Source organism: Microvirga sp. P4_G7 (assembly GCF_056401005.1).
Genome location: NZ_JBFUKD010000662.1, coordinates 1 through 2,008, shown reverse-complemented (window position 1 = coordinate 2,008; position 2,008 = coordinate 1). Strand labels below are relative to the sequence as shown.

The 2,008-nt window shown below is 61.6% G+C and carries 2 protein-coding genes; one reads left to right on the top strand and one right to left on the bottom strand.

Features of this window, described 5'->3' with window-relative positions; all coding sequences use genetic code 11:
- The first annotated feature begins 5 nt into the window (after nucleotides 1-5).
- The gene (locus AC1DT3_RS19265) at nucleotides 6-1,208 is read left to right on the top strand and encodes a multidrug effflux MFS transporter (protein WP_477466824.1); all 1,203 of its coding nucleotides are present in this window, start codon (nucleotides 6-8) and stop codon (nucleotides 1,206-1,208) included.
- Between the two features lie 27 nt (nucleotides 1,209-1,235).
- Here AC1DT3_RS19265 and AC1DT3_RS19260 read toward each other — a convergent pair whose 3' ends face one another.
- Entirely contained in the window at nucleotides 1,236-1,991 is a 756-nt protein-coding gene (locus AC1DT3_RS19260) for an invasion associated locus B family protein (RefSeq protein WP_477466823.1), read from the bottom strand.
- Nucleotides 1,992-2,008: the final 17 nt, after the last annotated feature.

Genomic DNA, 2,008 nt, shown 5'->3' with positions numbered 1-2,008 from the left:
GTTCCATGACGCTTCACTTCCTCCGCAACGCGGCCATTCTCGGCCTTCTGTCGGCGATCGGGCCGTTCGCCATCGACATGTATCTGCCGGCGCTGCCGACCATCGGCGCGGATCTCGGCGCGAGCAATGTCGCGGTCCAGATGAGTCTCCTCATCTTCTTTCTCTCCATGGGATTCGGTCAGATCATCATCGGTCCGATCTCGGACATGGTCGGCCGACGGATTCCTCTCTATTTCGGCCTGTTTCTGTTCGTGATCGGCAGTATCGGTTCCGCTCTTGCGCCGGATATCGAATGGCTGATCGCCTTCCGGCTCCTGCAAGGTTTCGGCGCCTGTCCCGGCATGGTCGTCCCGCGCGCTATCGTGCGTGATCTGCACACCGGGACGGAAGCGGCGCGGCTGATGTCGCTCTTGATGCTGGTGTTCAGCATTTCGCCGATCCTCGCGCCGCTCACGGGCAGCTTCATCATCGCGTTCTTCGGCTGGCGCGCAGTCTTCTGGGCTGTGACCATCGCGGCCTTCATCGCCCTCATCCTTCTGGCGACCTCTCTGAAGGAGACCCGCCCGCGGGAGCACCGCATCGGCAGCTCGTTCAAGAGCGCGCTCGCCGGGTATCGCTTCCTGCTGCGCGATCGAAACTTCCTCGGCCTCACCTTTATCGGCGGCTTCGGCATTTCGAGCTTCTTCGTCTATCTCGCCAGCTCATCGTTCATCCTGATCGACCATTACGGCTTGTCGCCGTCCCTCTACAGCGTCTTCTTCTCCGTCAACGCCGTCGCCTTTTTCGCCATGTCGCAGTTGACCGGAACGCTGTCGGAGCGCTTCGGATTGCGTCGCGTCGTCCGCGTGGCGGTATCGGCCTATGCCACGGTCATGGTGGCGCTCGCTGTCGTCATGATGGCCGGCCTGCAATCGCTTCCGATCCTCGCGTCGTTCCTCTTCGTCGGGTACGGCTTTCTCGGCCTCGTCATTCCGACGACATCCGTGCTGGCGATGGAAGATCACGGCAAGATCGCGGGCACCGCATCGGCCTTGATGGGCACGTTGCACTTCGCCATCGGCGCCAGTGCAATGGGCCTGTCCGGCGTCTTCTTCGACGGGAAACCACTGCCTATGGTCATCGGAATCACGGCCTGCGCCGTGATCGCCCTCGCCCTGACCCACGCGACTCTGGGCCGTAAGGCCCCGGTCGAGGCGCCGGCGGAGTGACGGGACTGCGAACAATCAAGGTTCTGGCTACTTCGGCGCGACGTCCATCGCGCGAGGCGTTGGAGCGAGCGGGCTCGCCGCACGAAGGGCGTTCGATGTCGGTGACACGGGAACACCGGAATCGGACGTGAAAACGATGTTTTCCTTCGGGAAGGAATCTTTAACGGCTTGATACACCGCATAGAAACCGAGCTCGTCCGCACGCTGGTTCGCCAGATTCTTTTGGTCCGGCTGTTTTCGGCTTATCCAGAGCACTGAATAAGGCGAACAAGCTTTCGTGCCCGCAAGCCATTTATCGAAGCTGGCGTTATCGAAGATTTCCAGGTCCGAGGTTACTTTGACGTCTTTCGAAGCGGGCTCGCCAAGACATTGGCGCAGCGGCTCTCCCCATAGGTTCGCCTGCGTCGTCGGCGCGTCGGACGGCACCGTTTTCATCTGCAATGTGTACTCGAGCGGCGAACTGCCCACGAGCGTCCCAAGTCGTGACGGCTGATCGGTACGAGCCGGCGGCAGAGACGCGACAGCAGGACTGAGACCTACGGCCGACCTCAATTCGCCGATGGCCTTCACAAAGCCATCCAAAGGCACGGTCAAGGCCACGGACTCATCCGCGCTGACCGGATACTCAAAGGTCGCGAGCGACGAGCTTCCGAACGCCTTCAGCAGGTTGGCCTCGACTTTCACCATCGTCTGGCACCAGGCCTCACCGCAGCTTTCCACGAAGGCGCGACCGACCTGTCTCCCGTCGGCCGCGACCGAAATTCCCTTCTTGAAGAAGTTCAGGCGGGGCGTGCGAACCG